This window comes from Cupriavidus sp. 09_S30 (genome assembly GCF_056930435.1).
Genome location: NZ_JBXOWI010000002.1, coordinates 1,665,765 through 1,683,030 on the forward strand (window position 1 = coordinate 1,665,765; position 17,266 = coordinate 1,683,030).

Here is a 17,266-nt window from a genome sequence, read left to right on the forward strand (position 1 = left end):
ATAATCGGCGGCAAGTCGATATTCATTTCCCCGCACCGATTCAACAGGCAAAAGGCAAAAGACAAAAGGCAAAGGTAAAGGCAAAAGGAAAAGGTAATAGCAATGACTCGCGTTCACAAGGAATTCCATAACTCCGACCGTGTCGGCTGGCTGCGCGCCGCCGTGCTGGGCGCGAATGATGGCGTGATCTCGGTGGCGGCATTGGTGCTCGGTGTCGCCGCATCCGGCGCAACGCGGGAAAGCATTCTGCTGACCGGCATCGCCGGCCTGGTGGCGGGAGCCATGTCGATGGCGGCCGGCGAGTATGTATCGGTGAAATCGCAGGCAGATACCGAGGACGCGGACATCCTGCGTGAGCGCCACGAACTCGCCTCGCGTCCCGACCACGAACTGGCCGAGTTGACGACGATCTACATGGAGCGCGGGCTCGACCGCGAGCTTGCCCGGCGCGTGGCCGAGAAGCTGACCGCCCACAATGCGCTGGAAGCCCATGCACGCGACGAACTGGGCATCACGGCCACCCTGCGGGCACGCCCGCTGCAGGCCGCATTCGCCTCGGCCGCCTCGTTCACCGTGGGGGCCGTGGTGCCGCTTCTGACCGTGTTGGCCGCGCCGGCCCGCCTGATCTCGATCAGCCTCACGGCAACGACGCTGGTGGCCCTGCTGCTGCTGGGCGGCACCGCAGCCCGTGCCGGCGGCGCGCCGGTCGGGCGCGGGGCCTTGCGGGTCTTTATCTGGGGAGCGCTGGCGCTTGGCTTGACCGCCGGCATCGGGCGGCTGTTCGGCGCCTCGGTCTGAGCCGGCCGCGCGCCGCCCATCGCGCGCTTAGGCTGAACCGGGCTTCTCCGCCGTCGGCGTGACGACCTCATCGAGAAAGCGGCGGCTGGAAGACAGGATCTCCCGCCGCGTCGCCTCACTCTCGACGGCGCGCGCCAGCACGATGGCGCCGACGCACTGGGCGATCAGCGCCCAGGCGGCATCCGCATCCCCCAGCCGGTCACGCCATCCGCCCTGCAGCGCCTTCAGCGCGTTCTCCACCTGCGCGCGCACCGCCGGATCGGCGCGTGCGATCTCGGCGCCTAGCGCGGGCAATGCGCATCCCGACTCCGGCTGTTCCGCGTGCGCGTTGCTCAGGTAGTGGCGAAGGCAGCGGGCAACATGATCGGCCGGCGAATTCTCATCGCCGGCCAGCATGTGCACGCTGCGCTCCAGTTCGCGCGTGACGATCGCGGCGAACAAGGCATCCTTGGAGGGAAAATGCCCATAGAAGGCGCCACCGGTCAGCCCGACCGCCGCCATCAGCGCGTCGACCCCGGTAGTGCCGAAACCACCCTTCTTGGCGATGGCGCTGCTGCTCTCAAGCAGCTTTTCGCGCATTTCCTGCTTGTGCTTTCCCGAATAGCGCATGGCCGCCCGCCTCCCACGAAACCTTAAGGGGGCAAGTGCCCCACTGTCGTCAACGATAGCATGACCATCGTTCAGCAATAAAGCAGAATGCCGCGGCGCGGACGCCACAATCGGAAATCAGGATGAACCCGAGGCAGCGCACGCCGTCAAAAAAGGGAAATCCATGGCTGGCACGCTGGCTGTGGATGCGCCATAGGCCCCCGGCAGCACGCCGCGCGGGCGCGCCGGCGCACAGAGACGACCGATCCTCCCGATCCCCTGCGAACCCCTCCCGCCCAAGGAGACGAGAATGCTGAGCCCGCACGAAATCGCGACGCTGATGCTGCTCAGGGACAGGCCCGACCCGCTGCAGCTCGACCCCATCGATCTCGACACCCTGATCCGCGAAGACCTGGTGCGAGTCGACCCCGCGCCACAAGGCCCCACCTACCCCAGCCTGACCCGTCGCGGCTACTCCTTCCTCCAGGCCGTCGCCCGCGCTTCCTGAAAAACGCGCTACCGTGCCTGGCCCGAGCGGCCTCTCCCATACCACAGTGGGGTTGACCACTCAGCGCGGGTCGCCGATGGTTAGCGCAGGGTGCTTGCCAGTACATTGCGCGTCACCTGCCCACCGGCCGCACCACCCGGAGGGCGCGCTGCAACGCTTTCGCGACACAAGACAAAGACGACCACAAGGCGCACGTCGTGCGCAATAAGGCGGGCCGCGAACCCACATGAGCCACTGGCTTCCCAAACTGGACCTGAATACGGCGCTGCTGTTCGCCGGCCTCAGCCATGCCTTGCTGGCGATGGTCATCTTCACGTTCTGGCACGGTAACCTGGGCCGCCGGGGTGGCGGTTGGTGGCTGGGCAACGCAGTACTCCTCTCGGTTGCCACGCTGATCCTGCTGCTGACACGCGCGCTGCCGCTGTGGGTGGTGCTGACCGTCTCGAATACCCTGCTGTTCTTCTCCATCCCCATGCTGTCGACCGGCCTGAACCATTTCATCGACAAGGCGGCGCGCCAGCCTGTGTCGATGCTGTGGACCATGGGCGTCGTCGCAGCTGGGCTGTGGCTGCTGGCATTCCTGACAGATGCAGGCTATACGGCACGCAGCGTCGCCGTCACGGCGGGCCTGGAGCTGCAGGGACTTTGGTTCTTCAGCATGGTAGTCAAGTACCGGGAGCATATTCCGGCGGGCGCCCGCCGGCTCATCCAGGGTGGGCTGGCGCTGACCCTGCTGACCTGCCTGGAACGGCTGGGGCGGCTCGCCTGGCTGGACAACCATGCGCTCCAGAATTCCGGCGTACCGGATGCCCTGTTGCTGACCCTGACCGGCCTCCTTGTCGACTTCGCCTTTGTCTGCGCCATGCTGGCGCTCATGCACGCCGCCCAGGAAGCCGAGTTGCTCCGCATCCAGGCGCAGCTCGAGCAGCGCGCCAACACCGACGGCCTCACCGGCGTCGCGAGCCGGTCGCACTTCGAAATGACCGCGGTCCAGTGGATCGCCGCGGCCGCCCGGCGCGACACGCCGCTGGCGCTGCTGCTTCTCGATGTGGACCGGTTCAAGGAGGTCAACGATCGCTTCAGCCATATCGCTGGCGACCAGGTCCTGCGCGAGCTGGGCGCGCTGCTGCGCAAGCAGGCCGGTGCCAACGGCCTGTCCGGGCGCCTGGGCGGGGACGAGTTCGCCCTACTGGTCCGCCAGCCGGAGGCCGAAGCCCTGCCGGAGTTGGTGTACCGGCTGCACCAGCAGGCGGCCTTCGTGCGCCTGCCTGACGGCCAACCCCTGCTGCTCAGCATCGGCGCCATCCGCTTCCGCCCCGGCGAGCGCTACGAAGAAGCCTATGCCCGCGCGGATCGCGCACTCTACGACGCCAAGCATGGCAGCCGGACGCGCGTGCACGTACCCGCCCCCGACCCTGGCGCAGCCGCCGCCTGAGCCGCCTCCATCCACCGCTTGCGCCACGCCATCAGCACTATGCAATAACATAATCTTTACCATAATGATATGAAATAGCATAATACAACAAGAGGCTGTACTATGATGTTCCATAGGATTCTATGGAAAATGATGCGATGTCATCCTTCACATCCCAACTCCAGGCACTGCGGCGGCAGCGCAAGGTGCCGCTGGCTGCGGTGGCGAGGCTGATCGGCATGGCGGCGTCAAACCTGACCACCGCGCTCAAGGGGCGCAACGATGTGCGCGCCTCCACCCTGGACGCCGTCGCCGCTGCCCTGGATGCCGAATGGGTGCTGGTGCCACGCGAACACCTCGCGCCGGTGCAGCGGCTGCTGGCAGGCAAGGACAGCGGTCCGGACCGCGAGGCCAGGACCTCGGTCGAAATGCTGCTGGAGGCCGAGGCATGACGGACGGCCTGCGCCCGCGCTATCTCGAGGTCCATCTGCATGGCGTGCTGTGCGGCTATCTCTGCGAGGTGGAGCGCACCTGCCGCTTCGTGCCGGCCGAGACCTTCCGCGGCGATCCCGCCCGGCCCACGCTCAGCCTGTCGCTGACCGTACCCGGCAATGAGGCCCTGACCGCCACTATCCTGACCAACGCGTTCCACCCGGCGCTGTTCAGCACGGGGGGCGAACTGCCGCCCTATTTCGCCGGCCTGCTGCCGGAAAGCGAACTGCGCAAGCGGCTCGAGGCCACCCGGCACCACCCCGAAGACCGCGACGACTTCGGCGTGCTGGCCGCCGCCGGCGATGACCTGCCGGGCGCACTGGTGGTGCGGCCGGCCGAGATCGATGCCTTGCCGCCCTATGCGCGCGCCGTGGGGGTCACCGGCGGTGCCGACAATCTTGAGATCGCGGTCATCGAGGGCCCGACAGAGGGCGCGGCTTCGGTCTCGGGCGTGCAGAACAAGCTTGCCCTATCGACTGCACAGGCCGGCAAGCGCTACACCATGCCCACGCACGGCCGGCTTTCCGACCTGATCGCCAAGCTGCCCGCCCGCAACGACGACACCCAGGTCTTCAACGAGTATGTTTCGATGCAGCTTGCGCAGGCGGCCGGCGTGGCGGTGGCGCCCTGCCGGCCCTTGCCGCTGTCGGCGATCGCAGTGGAAGGCCTGGCCGACGCGCTGGGGCCGGAACTGCACTTCCTCGGCGTCGACCGCTTCGACCGCGAGCCTGGCGGGCGCGTGCATGCGGAAGATGGCTGCCAGCTGCTGACCCGCATGCCGGCGCGCAAGTACGCCGGCACCGACGCCTACGTGCTGCTGGTACGGCTGCTGGACCGCCTCAGCGTGCGCGGCATCGAGGACGTGCGGCAGTTCTTCATCCGCCAGGCGGTCAACACGCTCCTGGGCAACAGCGATGCCCACCTGAAGAATTTCTCCTTCCTCTACCGCAACGGCCTCGCGCCCGAGCTGTCGCCCGCCTATGACATCGTCAGCGTGGCGGCGCTGCCGGGCTTCGCCGCCTTCGGCCAGAACGTGGCGATCGATCGCCAGCAGCGTGCCCAGACGCTGGAGACCTATCGCGAATTTGCGCGCAGCGCGCGCATCGCAGAACGCATCGTCACCGCGGCGGTCAAGGACGCCGTGGCGCTGGCGCAGGAACGCTGGCCCGGGCTGCTGGATACCTTGCCCGCGCCGCCCGCCATGCGCCAGACCGTGCTGGAGCGGCTGGCCTCGCTGCCGCTCGCGCAAGGCGCCTGATCGCCGTCGCCATCGCCATCGCGAGGCCGGCGCTCAGCTCAGCCCGTCCAGCACCAGGTGCCGGCCGTGGATGGCGTGCGCCGCGTCGGACGCCAGGAAGCCGATCGCCGCCGCGGCCTGCGCGGTGGACACCCATGCCGCCGGATCGGCGTCCGGCATGGCCTGGCGGTTGGCCGCCGTATCGAGCACGCTCGGGGCGATGCTGTTGACGTTCACGCCGGCGCCGCGTACCTCGTGCGACAGGCTCTCCACCAAGCGCTGCAAGGCGCTTTTCGAGGCGCAGTAGGCTGCCATGTTCGCCACCCCGGCAGCCGCGGAGCGGGCCGAGACAGCCACCACCTTGCCGCTGCCGCGCGCCAGCATGGCCGGCAGGAACGGCCCGGTCACCACCACCAGCGACCAGGCGTTCAGGTCCATCATGCGCAGCCACGCCGCACGGCTCAGCGCGTAGGTGGGATCGCCCATCTCGAATCCGCCTGCCACGTGGACCAGTACGTCCACGCGGCCCAGCGCGGCGAGAATGGCCGCACCTGCGCGTGCCATCGAATCAGTCGACGTCACGTCGGCCTCGTGCAGCAGCGGCGGCGCCGCGCCCAGGCCGCCGGTACCCGCAAATGCCGCCTGCAGCGGCGCCAGCGCCCGGTCGATCAGCGCCAGCCGCGCCCCCTCCTGGCCAAAGTGCGCCGCCACCGCGCGGCCCAGCGCTCCCGCCGCTCCGGTGATCACCACCCCGCGTCCCGCCTCTGCCTTTTGCATCGTCTCTCTCCGTCATCCGACCGTTGCCTGTCTGCCATCCTGGGCCGGCTGCCATGGCCCGGCGCCCCATCGCGGCCCCGTCTTCACGATAGGCAACGCCACCGCCGGCTCAAACCCCGCCAGCGCTAGCCAGCGGCACCGCGATGGGGCAAGATGCGCCTTCGCCACCGGCGTCCGCGCCGTGGGCCTGCCGCACCTTTTGCCGGAATCCGAAGTGTCCAGTCACGCCACCGACCGCTCCACCCTCATTGCCGTGCTGGCCCTGATCGGCTCCATGGCCTCCCTTTGCCTGGGCACGTCCTTCGCCAAGCACCTGTTCGACGCACTCGGCGCGCAGGGCACCACGGCGCTGCGCGTCGGCTTTTCCGCCCTGGTCCTGTTGTGTGTGTGGCGCCCGTGGCGCCTGCCGCTGAGCCTGGCCAATGCGCGCGCGATCGCGCTGTACGGCGCCGCGCTGGGCGCCACCAACCTGCTGTTCTATATGTCCTTGCGCACGATTCCGCTCGGGCTGGCCATCGCCATCGAGTTCACAGGCCCGCTGACGATCGCCGTGCTGTCATCGCGGCGCGCGCTGGACTTCCTGTGGATTGGCTGCGCGCTGCTCGGGCTGGCACTGCTGTTGCCACTCGACACCGCCTCCAGCGGCCGGCTCGATCCGGCCGGCATCGCCTTCGCGTTGGCCGCCGGCGTGGGCTGGGCGCTGTACATCGTGTTCGGCAAGCGCGCCGGCAAAGCACATGGCGGGCAGGCGACCTCGCTGGGCTTGACGGCCGCTGCGCTGGTGGTCGCCCCCTTCGGCGTCGCGCACGCCGGCAGCGCACTGCTCGATCCGGCGCTGCTGGCCGCTGGCCTGGCCGTCGGCGTGCTATCCAGCGCGATCCCCTACTCGCTCGAGATGGTGGCGCTCAAGCGCCTGCCGCCGCGCACCTTCGGCATCCTGCTGAGCCTGGAGCCGGCGATTGGGGCGCTGGCCGGCATGGCGCTGCTGCACGAGCAGCTCAGCGGCCGCCAGTGGCTGGCCATCGGCGCCATCATCTTCGCCTCGGCCGGCGCCACCGCCACGGCACGTGCCGGCCACGGGGAAAAGACCGCCTGAGGGCTGCCTGAAGGCCGCCTGAAGGCCGCCTGAGTGGCCATGGCGCTACCAGGCCTGGGCCGATGCGGGCACAGCAGCCGTCACGCCGGGAAGCGTCGGCCGTACAGGCGGCGCATCGCCGGGCCCGGCTTCCACCACGTGCAACAGGGCGTCCTCAGGATTGCGGCGCAAGCGGAAGCCGAGATCGCGCATCAGCGCCAGCATGCGCCGGTTCTCGCTGAGCACGTCGCCACGAATGCGCGGCAGCCCAGCCTGCTGCGCCAGTTGCCGCAGGGTGGCGACCAGCCGCCGGCCCAGCCCACGCCCCTGCCAGTCATCATCCACCGCCACCGCGAACTCCGCCGTGCCTTGATCGACCACGTACTGGCCGTTGGCGACGATGCGCTCGCCGTCATCCGTGCTTGCGAGCACCAGCAACGCCACCCCGCCGTCCGCGGCGGAAGCCAGGAAGGCATCCAGCACTTCGTCGGACACGGGGCCGCCCGTCAGATAGCGGAAGTACCGGCTCTCGCGGGACAAGCCATCGACGAAGGCCCGCATGTCCGGCCGATCGGCAGGGACTGCCGGGCGCATGTGCAGGCGCGTGCCGTCGCGCAGCAACCAGGTCTGCCGCACTAGAGACTGCGAGATCGAGGCATCGAAGAGCATGGCTGACTCCTGACTTCATTTTTTATAGTCAGAGTATAGTCAGCGATCTGACTTTTGCAAATGAAGCCAGCATGCTATGCTGATCGCACCATGGAACCGCGCAGCCCCCACCTCGATCAATGCTCGATCGCTGCCACGCTAGCCCTGATCGGCGAGAAGTGGACGATCCTGATCCTGCGCGACGTCTTTCACGGCATCCGCCGTTTCGACGATTTCCTGGTCCGGCTGCGCTGCTCGCCGGCCGTTCTGTCCGCACGCCTCAAGACCTTGACCGATGCGGGCCTGCTGCGCCGCGTCAGCTACCGCGAGCCGGGCGCGCGCGAACGGTTCGAATACCGTCCCACGCGAGCCGCCGTCGAATTGCTGCCGGTGCTCGTCGGCCTGATGCAATGGGGCGATGCCCATCTCAGCCCGGACGGCAAGGGCCCGGTCACCCTGCGCGCAGCATCGACCGACCGCCCCGTGCACGCCGCGCTGGTCGACGACCAGGGCGAACTCGTGTCGCCGTCCGACATCGCCATCCACCTGAACACCAGCGCCGACGCCCCCGCCGCCAGCGAGGACGCGGCCCGCGATCCCGCCTAGCGCGGCGCCGACAGCAAACACGCCCGCTCGGGCTAATGCCGTTCAGTTAAGCGTTGAAGCTTGTTCCCCTTACTTTCGCTAGCGTACGGAGTTGTTGTTCAAGCCAAAGGCCTGTTTCTACTCCCCTGCGGGGGGAGTCGAAACAGGCCTTTGCCACGATCAACCCACACCGCTAAAGCAAAGCGCTCAGACCCGCGCCGCCCCAGAAAAATGCCGTCCAGCCTTAACTGAACGGCATTAACCCGCTCGCGCGGATTTCGCGCACCAGCCTGATCCATTGCACCGCACCATCCGTGTGCCGGCGCCACGCCCATTCACCGGTGCGGCGCACGCCGCGCCTTGACAGCCATGGCGTGGCGCGCATGCAGGCCGCGAAACCGGACTCGCGCATCACTTCCGCTGCCTGGCACAGCCCTTGCGTAAGTCCTGTCAGGCGGGCCAACGGCGGTCTGCCTACCCAATAAGGGCGCCGGCCATGCCATCTGGCCGGCGCCAGGACAACGGCGTCCCTTGGACCGGTCTGCGACCGGTTCGCGGGACGCCTTTTGTTTTTCCGGAGCCCGCTCATGAACGGCAAAGCCACTCGGATCGACCTGCTAAGCCTGCGCACCCCGCAGATGCGCGCCTTCCACCTGTCGTGGATGGCTTTCTTCGTCTGCTTCTTCGCCTGGTTCGCCTGCGCCCCGCTGATGCCGGTGCTCAAGGGCGAGTTCGGCCTCAGCCCGGCCCAGATTGCCAACATCAATATCGCTGCGGTGGCCGTCACCATCCTCGTGCGCCTGGTGATCGGCCCCATGTGCGACCGTTTCGGACCGCGCAAGACGTATACGGGCCTGCTCACGCTCGGCGCCATCCCGGTGCTGGGCGTGGCGCTAGCCCAGAACTACGAGACCTTCCTCGTCTTCCGCCTGCTGATCGGCGCGGTGGGCGCGAGCTTCGTGGTCACGCAGTACCACACCTCGGTGATGTTCGCGCCCAATGTGGTGGGCACCGCCAACGCGGCCTCGGCCGGCTGGGGCAATGCCGGCGGCGGCGTCGCGCAGGGCGTGATGCCCTTGCTGCTGGCCGCCATCCTGATGCTCGGCGTGGACCACACGCTCGGCTGGCGCCTGGCGCTGCTGGTCCCGGGGGTGCTGATGCTGGTGGTGGCCGCGCTCTACTGGCGCTATGCGCAGGACTGCCCGCAGGGCGACTTCGCCGAGCTGCGGGCCCGCGGCATCGCCATCGACGGCGGCAAGAAAGGCGGCTGGGCCAGCTTTCGCGCGGCCAGCACGAACTACCGCGTGTGGATGCTCTTCATCACCTACGGCGCCTGCTTCGGCGTGGAGCTGTTCATCCACAACGTCGCGGCCAGCTACTACGTCGACCGTTTCGGCCTGTCGCTGGGCAGCGCGGGCATGGCGGCTGCCAGCTTCGGCCTGCTCGCGCTGTTCGCCCGCGCGCTGGGCGGCTGGCTGTCCGACAAGGCTGCGCAGCGCCGCGGGCTGGACGCGCGCACCACGCTGCTGTTCGTGCTGATCCTGGGTGAAGGCCTTGGCCTGCTGTGGTTCGCCCATGCGCAACAGGTTGCGCTGGCGATAGCGGCGATGCTGTCTTTCGGCCTCTTCACCCATATGGCCTGCGGCGCCACCTATGCGCTGGTGCCCTTCATCGACCGCAAGGCGCTGGGCGGCGTGGCCGGCATCATCGGCGCCGGCGGCAACGTCGGCGCGGTGGCCGCCGGCTTCCTGCTCAAAAGCCTGGGCAACGTGCAGCTGACGCTTTCGGTGCTCGGCGTGGTGGCGACCGCCGCGGCGCTGTGCGCCCTCGCCATCCGCTTCAGCGCCGAGCACAAGGCCAGCGAACAAGCGCTTTACGACAACGCACTGGCGAACTGAGCGGACGCGCCACGGAATTCCCGCAAGAAACAGGACAAGGAAAGCATCATGAAGATCATCATCGTCGGGCACGGCATGGTCGGCCACAAGTTCCTGGAGTGTCTGGCCGAGGCCGGTGCGCAGGACATGGACGTGACCGTGCTGTGCGAGGAAGCGCGCCCCGCCTATGACCGCGTGCACCTGTCCGAGTTCTTCTCTGGCAAGTCCGCCGACGACCTGTCGCTGGTGGCACCCGGCTTCTTCGCCGAGCACGGCAATATGCTGCTGCGCCTGAACGACCGGGCCGCGTCGATCGATACCGCCGCGCGCACCGTCACCACCGCGGCAGGCGAGACGCTCCACTACGACAAGCTCGTCCTGGCCACCGGCTCCTACCCCTTCGTGCCGCCGATTCCTGGCAAAGACCGCAAGGACTGCTTCGTCTACCGCACCATCGAAGACCTGGAGGCCATGCAGGCGTGTGGTGCGCACGCGACTTCGGGCGTGGTGATCGGCGGGGGCCTGCTCGGCCTGGAATGCGCGAAGGCCCTGCGCGACATGAACCTCCAGACCCACGTCGTGGAGTTCGCGCCGCGCCTGATGGCCGTGCAGGTCGACGACGCGGGCGGCCGCATGCTGCGCCAGAAGATCGAGGCGCTCGGCGTCAGCGTGCACACCGGCAAGAACACGGTGGAGATCGTCGACGGCGAAGCCGGCACGCATCGCATGCGCTTTGCGGACGGCTCGCACCTGGACACCGACATGATCGTGTTCTCGGCCGGCATCCGGCCGCGCGACGAACTCGCGCGGGCCGCCGGACTCGCGGTGGGCGAGCGCGGCGGCATCACCGTGGACAACAACTGCCTGACGTCAGACCCCGATGTCTATGCCATCGGCGAGTGTGCCCTGTGGCAAGGCAAGATCTACGGCCTGGTCGCGCCGGGCTACGACATGGCCCGGGTGGCCGCCCGCCACCTGCGCGGCCACGCCGCGGAGTTTGCCGGCGCCGACATGAGCACCAAGCTCAAGCTGATGGGCGTGGACGTGGCCAGCATCGGCGATCCGCATGGCAATGTGCCGGGCAGCCGGGCCTACCAGTTCACTGACGAGCGCAAGCAGGTTTACAAGAAGCTGGTGGTCTCCGAGTGCGGCAAGCACCTGCTGGGTGGCGTGCTGGTCGGCGACGCCACCGAGTACGGCACGCTGCTGCAGATGATGCTCAACCGCATCGAGCTGCCGGAATCGCCCGAGTTCCTGATCCTGCCTTCGTCCGATGGCAAGGCAAAGCCCGCGCTCGGCGCCGATGCGCTGCCCGATGGCGCGCAGATCTGCTCGTGCAACAACGTCAGCAAGGGCGAAATCTGCGCGGCGGTCAACGACGGCGCCACCAGCATCGGCGCACTGAAGTCGTGCACCAAGGCCGGCACCGCCTGCGGCGGCTGCGTGCCGCTGGTGACGCAGATCATGAAGGCGCAGATGCACAAGCAGGGCATGGCGGTGAACAACCACCTGTGCGAGCACTTTCCCTTCTCCCGCCAGGAGCTCTTCCACCTGGTGAGGGTCGGCCAGTTCAAGAGCTTCGAGGCGCTGCTGGATGCCCACGGCAAGGGGCTGGGCTGCGACATCTGCAAGCCGACCGTGGCCAGCATCCTGGCCTCGTGCTGGAATGATTTCGTGCTCAAGGAGGAGCACGCCGCGCTGCAGGATTCCAACGATTACTTCCTGGCCAATATCCAGAAGGACGGCACCTACTCGGTGGTGCCGCGCATGCCGGGCGGCGAGGTGACGCCCGACGGGCTGATCGCCGTCGGCCGCATCGCCAAGAAGTATGGCCTGTACACCAAGATCACCGGCGGCGCGCGAGTCGACATGTTCGGCGCCCGCCTGGAAGAACTGCCACTGATCTGGGAAGAGCTGATCGCGGCCGGCTTCGAATCCGGCCACGCCTACGGCAAGGCGCTGCGCACGGTGAAATCGTGCGTGGGATCGACCTGGTGCCGCTATGGCGTGGACGATTCCGTCGGCCTGGCCGTCGCGCTGGAGAACCGCTACAAGGGCCTGCGCGCGCCGCACAAGATCAAGTTCGGCGTATCCGGCTGCACGCGCGAATGCGCCGAGGCACAGGGCAAGGACGTGGGCGTCATCGCCACCGAGCGCGGCTGGAACCTGTACGTGTGCGGCAACGGCGGCATGAAGCCCCGCCACGCCGAGCTGCTCGCCGGCGACCTCGACCGCGACACGCTGCTGCGCTACATCGACCGCTTCCTGATGTTCTACATCCGCACGGCCGACCGCCTGCAGCGCACCAGCGTGTGGCGCGACAACCTCGAAGGCGGTCTGGACTACCTGAAGGCCGTGGTCGTCGACGACAAGCTGGCCATCGGTGCGGAACTGGAAGCCGACATGCAGCGCGTGGTGGATAGCTATGAAGACGAGTGGAAGCGTGCCGTCACCGATCCCGAGACGCGCCGCCGCTTCCGCCACTTCGTCAACAGCGAGCAGCACGACGAGAACCTGGTCTTCATGGAAGAGCGCGGCCAGATCCGCCCCGCGACGCCGCAGGAACGGAAATTGCAGCAATCCCGACTGAGCCACATTCCCGTGGTCGCCGTGCCCGCCAACGCAGCATGATTCAAAGGAGAACGTGATGAGCCATCCCCATCAAGCGGAAACCTGGACCGCCGTCTGCACCTTGCGCGACATCGTGCCCAATACTGGTGTCTGCGCGCTGGTGGACGACCAGCAGATCGCGATCTTCCGCCTCGGCCGCGGCGAGGATGTCTACGCCATCGCCAACTACGATCCGAACGCCCAGGCAGCGGTGCTGTCGCGCGGACTGGTCGGCAACCTCGGTGAGCACGTCGTGGTGGCCTCGCCCATCTACAAGCACCACTTCGACCTGCGCACCGGAGCCTGCCTGGAAGCGCCCGAGAACTCCGTGGACGCCTACCCCGCCCGCGTCTATGGCGGCAAGGTCTGGGTAGCGGCCAGCGCCGTGGGGCGCGAAGTCGAAGAGCTGGCCGCATGAGCACGACGGACAAACCCCGCCTGGTGGTGGTCGGCAACGGCATGGCCGGCATGCGCACGGTCGAGGAACTGCTGCGCCTGGCGCCGGACCTGTACCACATCACGGTGTTCGGCGCCGAGCCACACGGCAACTACAACCGCATCCTGCTGTCGCCGCTCCTGGCCGGCGAAAAGACGGTCGACGACATCATGCTGAACACGCGCGAGTGGTATGCGCAGCACGGCATCGAACTGCTGGCAGGGGATCCGGTCGTCGCCATCGACCGGCCACGCCGCAGCGTGCGGGCGCAGTCGGGCCACGAGGTGCGCTATGACCGCCTGCTGCTGGCCACCGGCTCCAAGCCCTTCATCCTGCCCGTGCCGGGGCACCAGCTCGAAGGCGTCGTCGCCTTTCGCGACATCCAGGACGTCGAGACCATGCTCGCCGCGGCACGCCAGCAGCGCCGCGCGGTGGTCATCGGCGGCGGCCTGCTCGGCCTCGAAGCCGCCAACGGCCTGCTGCGCCAAGGCATGGAGGTAACGGTGGTGCACGCGACCGACAGCCTGATGGAGCGCCAGCTCGACAAGCCGGCGGCCACATTGCTCAAGCAGGCGCTGGAGCGCCGCGGCCTGCGCTTCCTGCTCGATGCCCAGACCAGCGGCATCCTCGGGCAGGACCGCGTCACCGGTGTGTGTTTCAAGGACGGCAGCGAGATCCCAGCAGACTTGGTGGTGATGACCGCCGGCGTACGGCCGAACATCGCGCTGGCACAGGCGGCCGGCCTGCGCTGCGAGCGCGCCATCGTGGTCGACGACACCCTGCAGACCTACGACCCGCGTATCTATGCGGTCGGCGAGTGCGTGCAGCATCGCAACGCCACCTTCGGCCTGGTGGCGCCGATCTGGGACCAGGCGCGCGTCTGCGCGGCCCACCTGGCCGGCGCCGGCCACCGCCGCTACATCCAGCAGGCGACTGCGACCAAGCTCAAGGTGACCGGCGTCGACCTGTATTCGGCCGGCGATTTCGTCGGCGGCGAAGGCAGCGAGGACCTGGTGCTGCGCGATGCCCGCCGCGGCGTCTACAAGCGGCTGGTGCTGCAGGACGGCTGCCTGGTCGGCGCCGTGCTGTACGGCGACGTGCAGGATGGCCCTTGGTATTTCGACCTCATCCAGAGCGGAGCCCGCGTCGGCGCCATGCGCCAGCGGCTGCTGTTCGGGCGCGCCCAGTGCGAGGCCCTCGCCGCCTAGGCGGGCCCGCCCCGCAACTTTCCAAGGCAGTCCAAGGCAGTCCAAGGCACTCCAAGGTAGACAGACAGCGTGAACCTCTCCGACATCCCCGTCCTTGCCGCCACGCCGGCCGCCGCCGGCACGGCCACGGCCACCACCTGCCCCTACTGCGGCGTCGGCTGCGGCGTGCGTGCCACGCTGCAGGCCGATGGCCGCATCGAGGTGAGCGGCGACCAGGCGCATGCCGCCAACCAGGGGCGCCTGTGTGTCAAGGGCTCGGCGCTGGGCGAAACCCTGGGCTTGGAAGGGCGGCTGCTGCACCCCCACTTGCGCGAACCCGGCGGCAGCCTGCGCCGTGCCGGCTGGGACGAGGCGCTGGACGCCGTGGCGCGCGGCTTCGCCGACGTGATCGCGCGCCATGGCCCGGACTCTGTCGCCTTCTACGTCTCGGGACAACTGCTGACCGAGGACTACTACGTCGCCAACAAGCTGATGAAGGGCTTCATCGGCAGCGCCAATATCGACACCAACTCCCGGCTGTGCATGTCCTCGGCGGTGGCGGGCCACAAACGCGCCTTCGGTGAGGACCTGGTGCCCGGCAACTACGAGGACCTGGAGCAGGCGGACCTGGTGGTGCTGGTCGGCTCGAACACGGCCTGGTGCCATCCCATCCTGTACCAGCGCCTGGCAAGAGCCAAGGAGGCGCGCCCGCAGATGCGGATCGTGGCCATCGACCCGCGCCGCACCGCCACCTGCGAACTGGCCGACCTGCACCTGGCGCTCAAGCCCGGCAGCGACGTCTGGCTGTTCAACGGCCTGCTGGCCTGGCTGTCCGAGCAGGGCGCGGCCGACACGGCCTACGTGGCCGCCCATACGGAGGGGCTTGACGAGGCGCTCGCCGCGGCGCGCGCCGACGGCGCCGACCCGGCCTCGGTCGCCCGCGCCTGCCGGCTCGACGAACAGGACGTGCGTGCCTTCTACGCGCTGTTCGCGGGCACCGCCAAGGTGGTCACCGCGTTCTCGCAGGGCGTGAACCAGTCCTCGGCAGGCACCGACAAGGTCAACAGCATCATCAACTGCCATCTGCTGACCGGCCGCATCGGCAAGCCCGGCGCCGGCCCCTTCTCGCTGACCGGACAGCCCAACGCCATGGGCGGGCGCGAGGTGGGCGGCCTCGCCAATATGCTGGCGGCCCACATGGAACTGGCCAACCCCCTGCACCGCGAGATCACGCAGGCGTTCTGGCAGTCCCCGGCCATGGCCTCGCAACCGGGCCTGAAGGCGGTGGAACTGTTCGAGGCGATCGAAGCCGGCCGTGTCAAGGCGGTCTGGGTGATGGCCACCAACCCCCTGGTCAGCCTGCCAAACGCCGACCAGGCGCGCCGGGCGCTGGCCAGTTGCGAACTGGTGGTGGCTTCCGACATCGTCATGCGCACCGATACCAATGACTGCGCCCACGTGCTGCTGCCGGCGCTGGGCTGGGGCGAGAAGGACGGCACCGTGACCAACTCCGAACGCCGCATCTCGCGCCAGCGCGCCTTCCTGCCCGCACCGGGAGAGGCACGCGCCGACTGGCGCATGGTGTGCGAGGTGGCGCAGCGGATGGGCTTCGGCGGCTTCGACTACGCGGGCCCGCACGAGATCTTCGACGAACATGCCCGCCTGAGCGCCTTTCGCAATCATGGCGGCCCCGGCGGCGCGCCGCGCGCCTTCGACATCGGCGCGCTGGCCGGGCTGTCGCCGCAGGCCTACGATGCGCTGGCACCGGTGCAGTGGCCGCTGCCGGCGCCAGCCACACCAGGCGCGGCGGGTGCGGCGGGCGCGGCAACTGCGGGCACGGCGCGCCTGTTCGCCGACGGCCGCTTCGCCCATGCGGACGGCCGCGCCCGCTTCGTCGCTACCACGCCGCGCGCCCCGGCCAATGCACCGGATGCGGAATTCCCGCTCGTGCTCAACACAGGCCGCGTGCGCGACCAGTGGCACACCATGACGCGCACCGGCCGTGCGCCGCGCCTGGGCGAGCACCTGCCCGAGCCCTTTGTCGACATGCACCCGCAGGACGCCCTGCTTGCCGGCGTCAGCGAAGGCAGGCTCGCCCGCGTCAGCACGCGCTGGGGCGCGATGGTGGCGCGCGTGCGCCACGGCGGTGGCATCCCCCGCGGCAGCGTGTTCGTGCCCATCCACTGGAACGACCAGTTCAGCTCGGATGCCCGCGTCGGCGCGCTGGTCAACCCGGTGGTCGACCCGCTCTCGGGCGAACCCGAGTTCAAGCACACGCCGGTGCGCGTGGAGGAATTCCGCGTCAACTGGCACGGCTTCGTGCTGAGCCGCCGCAACCTGCCGCTGGACTCTCTGACCTACTGGACGCGCGTGCAGGGTAGCCAGTTCACGCGCTACGAATTCGCCGGCCGCGACAACGTTGCCGAGCGCAGCGCCTGGGCACGCAGCCTGCTCGGTGTGACCGATCCCGATGCCGACTGGATCGAGTACGAAGACCGCAGCGCGGGCATCTACCACGCCGGCCTGGTGGTGGATGACCGCATCGAGAGTTGCGTCTATGTCAGCGCGCGCCCCGAACTGCCCTCGCGCGCCTGGCTGGCGACGCTGTTCTCCAAGGACCGGCTGGAGGACACCGACCGCACCGCCCTGCTGCTCGGCCAGCCGCTGGAGAAAGGCGCCGACGCCGGCCCGACGGTCTGCTCCTGCTTCGGCGTGGGCCGCAACACCATCTGCAATGCGGTGCGCAAGCACGGCCTGCAAACCCCGTCGGACATCACGGCCTGCGTCAAGGCCGGCGGAAACTGCGGCTCCTGCGTGCCGGAACTGAAGAAACTGCTGGTCGAACTGCAGGTGGCGGACGCCGCTTGAGCGCTGCCCGGCCCGCCGACGCGCGGGCCGCCCTCCCGCCTCGCCCCAAGTCCTACTGAATCCGGGGGAAATTCCCGCCTTCCTGCGTGCGGCGCGCTAGAGTATCGCCGGGCTGCACGGGGACCAGCCCGCCGCCGCCCGGACAAGACAACGACAACAAGATATC

At 68.6% G+C, this 17,266-nt stretch carries 15 protein-coding genes; 12 read left to right on the forward strand and 3 right to left on the reverse strand.

Features of this window, described 5'->3' with window-relative positions; all coding sequences use genetic code 11:
- The first annotated feature begins 102 nt into the window (after positions 1-102).
- Positions 103-798: a VIT1/CCC1 transporter family protein gene (locus AC1Z3O_RS27610; protein WP_483519394.1), complete on the forward strand. Its 696-nt coding sequence runs from the start codon at positions 103-105 to the stop codon at positions 796-798.
- A 27-nt stretch (positions 799-825) separates the two neighbouring features.
- On the opposite strand, the gene AC1Z3O_RS27615 is transcribed toward AC1Z3O_RS27610, so the two are convergent.
- Positions 826-1,407: a TetR/AcrR family transcriptional regulator gene (locus tag AC1Z3O_RS27615; protein ID WP_483519396.1), complete on the reverse strand. Its 582-nt coding sequence runs from the start codon at positions 1,405-1,407 to the stop codon at positions 826-828.
- Between the two features lie 289 nt (positions 1,408-1,696).
- Between AC1Z3O_RS27615 and AC1Z3O_RS27620 the strand changes: the two genes are divergently transcribed.
- The 4 genes from AC1Z3O_RS27620 to AC1Z3O_RS27635 all read left to right on the forward strand — a co-directional run bounded on the left by AC1Z3O_RS27620 (position 1,697) and on the right by AC1Z3O_RS27635 (position 5,058).
- Positions 1,697-1,894 carry a hypothetical protein gene (locus AC1Z3O_RS27620; RefSeq protein WP_483519398.1) on the forward strand — a complete coding sequence of 66 codons (198 nt, stop codon included), beginning with the start codon at positions 1,697-1,699 and terminating at the stop codon, positions 1,892-1,894.
- 226 nt (positions 1,895-2,120) lie between these two features.
- On the forward strand, positions 2,121-3,329 hold the full coding sequence (locus AC1Z3O_RS27625; RefSeq protein WP_483519400.1) for a GGDEF domain-containing protein: 1,209 nt from the start codon (positions 2,121-2,123) through the stop codon (positions 3,327-3,329).
- Positions 3,330-3,466: 137 nt separating this feature from the next.
- Complete coding sequence (locus AC1Z3O_RS27630; protein WP_483519402.1) at positions 3,467-3,760, forward strand: helix-turn-helix domain-containing protein; 294 nt, start codon at positions 3,467-3,469, stop codon at positions 3,758-3,760.
- Positions 3,757-5,058 (forward strand): type II toxin-antitoxin system HipA family toxin, encoded by a 1,302-nt coding sequence (locus AC1Z3O_RS27635; RefSeq protein WP_483519404.1) that lies wholly within the window; start codon positions 3,757-3,759, stop codon positions 5,056-5,058. Before AC1Z3O_RS27630 ends, AC1Z3O_RS27635 begins: the two co-directional genes overlap by 4 nt.
- A 33-nt stretch (positions 5,059-5,091) precedes the next feature.
- Here AC1Z3O_RS27635 and AC1Z3O_RS27640 read toward each other — a convergent pair whose 3' ends face one another.
- The gene (locus AC1Z3O_RS27640; RefSeq protein ID WP_483519406.1) at positions 5,092-5,814 is read right to left on the reverse strand and encodes an SDR family NAD(P)-dependent oxidoreductase; all 723 of its coding nucleotides are present in this window, start codon (positions 5,812-5,814) and stop codon (positions 5,092-5,094) included.
- Between the two features lie 274 nt (positions 5,815-6,088).
- Between AC1Z3O_RS27640 and AC1Z3O_RS27645 the strand changes: the two genes are divergently transcribed.
- On the forward strand, positions 6,089-6,910 hold the full coding sequence (locus AC1Z3O_RS27645; RefSeq protein WP_483522035.1) for an EamA family transporter: 822 nt from the start codon (positions 6,089-6,091) through the stop codon (positions 6,908-6,910).
- Between the two features lie 45 nt (positions 6,911-6,955).
- On the opposite strand, the gene AC1Z3O_RS27650 is transcribed toward AC1Z3O_RS27645, so the two are convergent.
- Positions 6,956-7,558: an N-acetyltransferase family protein gene (locus AC1Z3O_RS27650; protein ID WP_483519408.1), complete on the reverse strand. Its 603-nt coding sequence runs from the start codon at positions 7,556-7,558 to the stop codon at positions 6,956-6,958.
- A gap of 90 nt (positions 7,559-7,648) precedes the next feature.
- Here AC1Z3O_RS27650 and AC1Z3O_RS27655 point away from each other — a divergent pair, with 90 nt between their 5' ends.
- The 6 genes from AC1Z3O_RS27655 (at position 7,649) to AC1Z3O_RS27680 (ending at position 17,100) form a co-directional block, all read left to right on the forward strand.
- Positions 7,649-8,143: a winged helix-turn-helix transcriptional regulator gene (locus AC1Z3O_RS27655; protein WP_483519410.1), complete on the forward strand. Its 495-nt coding sequence runs from the start codon at positions 7,649-7,651 to the stop codon at positions 8,141-8,143.
- A 566-nt stretch (positions 8,144-8,709) separates the two neighbouring features.
- A complete protein-coding gene (locus AC1Z3O_RS27660; RefSeq protein WP_483519412.1) occupies positions 8,710-10,020 on the forward strand; it encodes a NarK family nitrate/nitrite MFS transporter in 1,311 nt (436 codons plus the stop codon).
- 48 nt (positions 10,021-10,068) lie between these two features.
- The gene (gene nirB / locus AC1Z3O_RS27665; RefSeq protein WP_483519414.1) at positions 10,069-12,630 is read left to right on the forward strand and encodes a nitrite reductase large subunit NirB; all 2,562 of its coding nucleotides are present in this window, start codon (positions 10,069-10,071) and stop codon (positions 12,628-12,630) included.
- A 16-nt stretch (positions 12,631-12,646) separates the two neighbouring features.
- Entirely contained in the window at positions 12,647-13,027 is a 381-nt protein-coding gene (gene nirD / locus AC1Z3O_RS27670) for a nitrite reductase small subunit NirD (RefSeq protein ID WP_483519416.1), read from the forward strand.
- Positions 13,024-14,253 (forward strand): NAD(P)/FAD-dependent oxidoreductase, encoded by a 1,230-nt coding sequence (locus AC1Z3O_RS27675; RefSeq protein WP_483519418.1) that lies wholly within the window; start codon positions 13,024-13,026, stop codon positions 14,251-14,253. Before nirD ends, AC1Z3O_RS27675 begins: the two co-directional genes overlap by 4 nt.
- 69 nt (positions 14,254-14,322) lie before the next feature.
- Positions 14,323-17,100: a molybdopterin-dependent oxidoreductase gene (locus AC1Z3O_RS27680; RefSeq protein ID WP_483519419.1), complete on the forward strand. Its 2,778-nt coding sequence runs from the start codon at positions 14,323-14,325 to the stop codon at positions 17,098-17,100.
- Positions 17,101-17,266: the final 166 nt, after the last annotated feature.